At 71.7% G+C, this 4,017-nt stretch carries 3 protein-coding genes and 1 pseudogene; all 4 read right to left on the bottom strand.

Annotated features, from left to right (window positions below; translation table 11 throughout):
- Nucleotides 1-206 (bottom strand): annotated as a pseudogene (locus H5J30_RS20705) (VOC family protein); the annotation flags it as partial.
- Between the two features lie 38 nt (nt 207-244).
- Complete coding sequence (locus H5J30_RS20700; RefSeq protein ID WP_181788896.1) at nt 245-988, bottom strand: enoyl-CoA hydratase/isomerase family protein; 744 nt, start codon at nt 986-988, stop codon at nt 245-247.
- 22 nt (nt 989-1,010) lie between these two features.
- Nucleotides 1,011-2,264: an acyl-CoA dehydrogenase family protein gene (locus tag H5J30_RS20695; protein WP_181788895.1), complete on the bottom strand. Its 1,254-nt coding sequence runs from the start codon at nt 2,262-2,264 to the stop codon at nt 1,011-1,013.
- On the bottom strand, nt 2,261-3,850 hold the full coding sequence (locus tag H5J30_RS20690; RefSeq protein ID WP_181788894.1) for an AMP-binding protein: 1,590 nt from the start codon (nt 3,848-3,850) through the stop codon (nt 2,261-2,263). Before H5J30_RS20690 ends, H5J30_RS20695 begins: the two co-directional genes overlap by 4 nt.
- Between the last annotated feature and the right edge of the window lie 167 nt (nt 3,851-4,017).

Here is a 4,017-nt window from a genome sequence, read left to right as displayed (position 1 = left end):
ACGGCGGAGTGCTCCCCGGCCGGCGCCAGCACCTCCCAGGTGTGCCCGGGGTTCCCGGGCAGCGCCAGCCGGACGCCGCGGCAGCCCTCGGCGGGGTTGTCCCAGCTCCGCGTGCGCCGGAACCCGAACAGGCCCTCCAGGAGCGCCACCTGCGGCTCCAGCTCCGGCGCGACCTGGCCGATGTGGTCGATCCGGTAAATCCGCACAGATCCTCCTCCGTTGGCTTCCGTACTACCCGGCGCGCTCAGCCGGGGTGCGGCTCGATCCAGTCGTACTCGTTGGTGACCAGTTCCTTGACGAGGCGCAGGTTGTAGCGGTTCATCGCCGCGATCCGCTCGGCCAGTTCGCCGACCCGCTTGTCGAACTCGTCGGCCGGGTAGACGTCGTTGACCAGGCCGATCCGGTGCGCCCTGGCGGCGTCGAGCCGGACGCCGGTGAACAGCAGCTCCTTGGCCATCGCCTTGCCGACCCGGCGCGGCAGCCGCTTGACGCCGCCCCAGCCGGGCGCGGACCCGCCGAACTCCGGCTGGTCGGGATCGCCGTCCTCGGTCATCTTCGGCCGGTACGGCGGGCGGGCGGACAGCGTGATCTCGACCAGGCCCATCTTCGCGTTGTCGGAGGCGACGATGAAGTCGGCGGCCAGTGCCAGCTCCAGGCCGCCGCCGACGGCGTAGCCGTGCACGGCCGCGACGACCGGGACGGACAGCCGCTCCATCATCGCGAACGTCTTCTCGCCGAGCCGGCCCTGCTCCACCCGCTCCTGCCTGGTGAGCTGCTCCGACCAGCCGAGGTCCATGCCCGCGCAGAAGGCGCGCTCGCCGGCGCCCCGCAGCACCACGACGCAGACGTCCTCGTCGTCGTCCACCTCGGTGAAGAAGTGGCGGAGTTCGCGCATCGTCGTCGGCGTGAGGGCGTTGAGCTTCCCGGGCCGGTTCAGGGTGAGCCAGGCGACCCGCTCCTCGATCTTCAGGTCGAGGGTTTCGTACATGGGGAGAACTCCTCCTAGGTCGTCAGCGGCTGCGCGGCAGGTTCAGGCCCCGGGTGGCGATGACGTCGCGCTGGATCTCCGCCGCGCCGCCGAGGAAGGTGGACGCCACGGAGTCCCGCGACATGTGGGTGAAGACGGCTCCGAGCGGGGCGTCGCGCCGCTGCCAGAGCTGTGCGTTCCGGCCGAAGGCCGAGGCGCCCGTACTGGCCAGGCGCTGGTGCAGTTCGGCGCCGAAGAGCTGGTTGACCGACGCCTCGTAGCCGGGCACTGCGCCGGCCGCCTGCCGGGACACTGTGTAGCGGGCGAGGTTGTACTGCACCCGGATCTCGGTGTGGCGGCGGGCGATCTCCTGGCGCAGCGCGGCCCTCGTGTCGTCCCGGAGGAACCCGCGGCCCTCGTCCGAGCGGAGGTAGCCGACGAGTTCCGAGAGCGCCTGCTCGTACTTGACCGTGGCGCCGATGCCGGCCCGTTCGAAGCTCAGCGCGGTCATCGCGACGTACCAGCCGCGGTTCTCCTCGCCGACCCGGTTGGCGGCCGGCACCCGTACGCCCTCGAAGAAGATCTCGCAGAACGGCGCCGCCCCGCGGAGGTCGGTGATCGGGCGGATGGTCACGCCGGGGGAGGCGGCGTCCACGAGCAGGAAGGTGATGCCGCGGTGCGGCGGCGACGCCCCGGGATCGGTGCGTACGAGCACGAACAGCCAGTCGGCGTACTGCCCGAGCGAGGTCCACACCTTCTGCCCGTCGACCGTGTACGTGCCGGTGGCCTCGTCGCCCTCGCGGACCGCGCGGGTACGCAGCGAGGCGAGGTCGGAGCCGGCACCCGGCTCGGAGAAGCCCTGCGCCCAGGTCACCTCGCCGCGGGCGATGGGCGGCAGGTGCGCGGCGCGCTGCTCGTCGGTGCCGTGCTCCAGGAGCGTCGGGCCGAGCAGGAAGGCGCCGATCCCGTTCACGGTGGGTACGCGGGCGCGCATCATCTCCTCCTGGAGGATGAACTCCTCCAGCACCGACAGCCCCGCGCCGCCGTACTCGGCCGGCCAGTGCGGCGCTATCCAGCCGCGCCCGGCGAGGGCCGCGGCCCACGCGCGGGCGCCGTCGCGGCGCGCCGGGTCGTCGCAGAGGCGGTCGACCGGCCAGTTGTAGCCCCAGACGTCCTCGGGTTCGAGGCTCTGCTCGGCCTCGGGGTCGGGCGCGTAGGCCCGCGGGAAGCGGTCGCGCACGAAGGCGCGCACCTCCTCCCGGAAGGCCGCCTGCTCGGGGGTGTCCGCCCAGTTCACGCCTCTTCCTCCCGGTCCCAGGTGGCGGGGGTCAGGCCGTGGTCGCCCTCGGCCCGCAACCGGTACTTGGCGACCTTGTCGGTGGGCGTGCGAGGCAGGGCGTCGATGAACTCGACGTAGCGCGGGACCATCGAGCGGGGCAGCCGCTCCGTGCAGAACTCCACCAGCTCGGCGGGCTCCAGCGACGCTCCCGGCCGCAGCACGACCCACAGCTTGACGTCCTCGTCCTCCAGTTCGGAGGGCACACCGGTGGCGGCCGACTCCAGGACCGCGGGGTGCAGGTTGACCTCGCACTCCAGGTCGAAGGCCGAGATGTTCTCGCCGCGGCGCCGGATGGCGTCCTTCATCCGGTCGAGGAAGTAGAAGTAGCCGTCGGCGTCGCGCCACACGCGATCGCCGGTGTGGAACCACATGTTGCGGAAGCAGTCGGCGGTGGCGCCGGGGGCGCCGTAGTACCCGGTCGTGATCACGAACGGCTGCCTGGGGCGTACGACCAGCTCGCCCGGCTCGTCCGTGCCGACCTCGCGGTCCCACTCGTCGACCACCGCCACCTCGAACCGCTCCTCGTGGGCCTGCCCGCACGAGCCGAGCCGCCACTCGCCGTACGGGCTGGCGGTGGCTATCCCGACCTCCGTGCTGGTGTACGTCTCCACCGAACGGACGCCGAAACGTTCCAGCAGGGGCTCGTCGAGGCTCGACTTGCCCATGTAGAAGGTCTGCAGCGGGTGGTCCCTGTCGCGCTCGGTGCGCGGCTGGTTGAGCAGGATCGGGATCATCGAGAAGACGCTCATCGCGACCTGCGCGTCGAACCTGCGCACGTCGTCCCAGAACCGCGAGGCGCTGAAGCGCTCGACGATGGCGATGGCGCCGCCGGAGAGGAGCGCCGACATCATGCCGTCCCAGAGCCCGGCGGCGTGGAACAGCGGAAGCGGGCAGTAGGTGGTCTTGCCCCACCGGTCGAGGAAGTCGAGCGAGTCCAGCGCGCACGTCAGCGCGAGGGCGTGCGGGACCATCGCCCCCTTGGACGGGCCGGTGGTTCCCGATGTGTACATGATCGCCTGGAGGTCGCCGAAGCCCACGTCGGCGCGCGGGGCCTCCACCTCGCCGGACAGCAGGCTGGAGAGCGTCGCGGCGGGCTTGCCGAGCCGGTGCAGCGGCACGTCGGACGCGCCCCCGGTACGTACGATGAGCCGGCCCAGCTCCGGCAGCCGCGGGGCCACCGCGGGCAGCCTGTCGGCGTACGGCGCGTCGACGATCAGCGCCGAGGCGTCGGAGGTGTGCAGGACGTGCCGGAGCAACTCGCCGCGGTAGCTGACGTTGATCGGCACCGCGACGGCCCCCAGGCGGGCCAGCGCGAAGATCACGTGGATGAAGTCGGCGCAGTTGGGGAGCATCACGCCGACGTGGTCGCCGCGGCCGATGCCCGCGCCGGCCAGCCCCTGGCCCACGCGGTCGGCCATCGAGTCGACCTCGCCGTAGGTGACCTCGCCCTCGTGGAACTTGAGGAAGGTCTCTGTCCGATGGGTTTCGGCCCGCGCTCGGAGTAGGTCGCCGAGGACAAGGCTCTGCAACGTTTCGTTGCGCATTCGAACCTCTGCTTCGCTTTGGGCGGCGCTGATTCGGTTGCGACAGTCGACGTGTTTTTGACCACCAAGGTCGTCAATTATCGGACCACGAAAGGATGCCGCTCGCAAGGGCGCTGGGGCGCGGCCCGCCGGCGCCCGGCGCGCCCGGCGCCCAACGTGAGCTGCAC

Origin of the sequence: Streptomyces phytophilus, from assembly GCF_013870535.1 — a bacterium.
Lineage (GTDB): Bacteria > Actinomycetota > Actinomycetes > Streptomycetales > Streptomycetaceae > Streptomyces > Streptomyces phytophilus.
Note: the sequence above shows the minus strand (reverse complement) of the source record. Positions and strands in the feature narration are given on the sequence as shown.

Bases quoted from the DNA above. Each gene is read 5' to 3' on its own strand.
- H5J30_RS20690 (WP_181788894.1), bottom strand. From the start codon at position 3,850: ATGCGCAACGAAACGTTGCAGAGCCTTGTCCTCGGCGACCTACTCCGA.
- H5J30_RS20700 (WP_181788896.1), bottom strand. From the start codon at position 988: ATGTACGAAACCCTCGACCTGAAGATCGAGGAGCGGGTCGCCTGGCTC.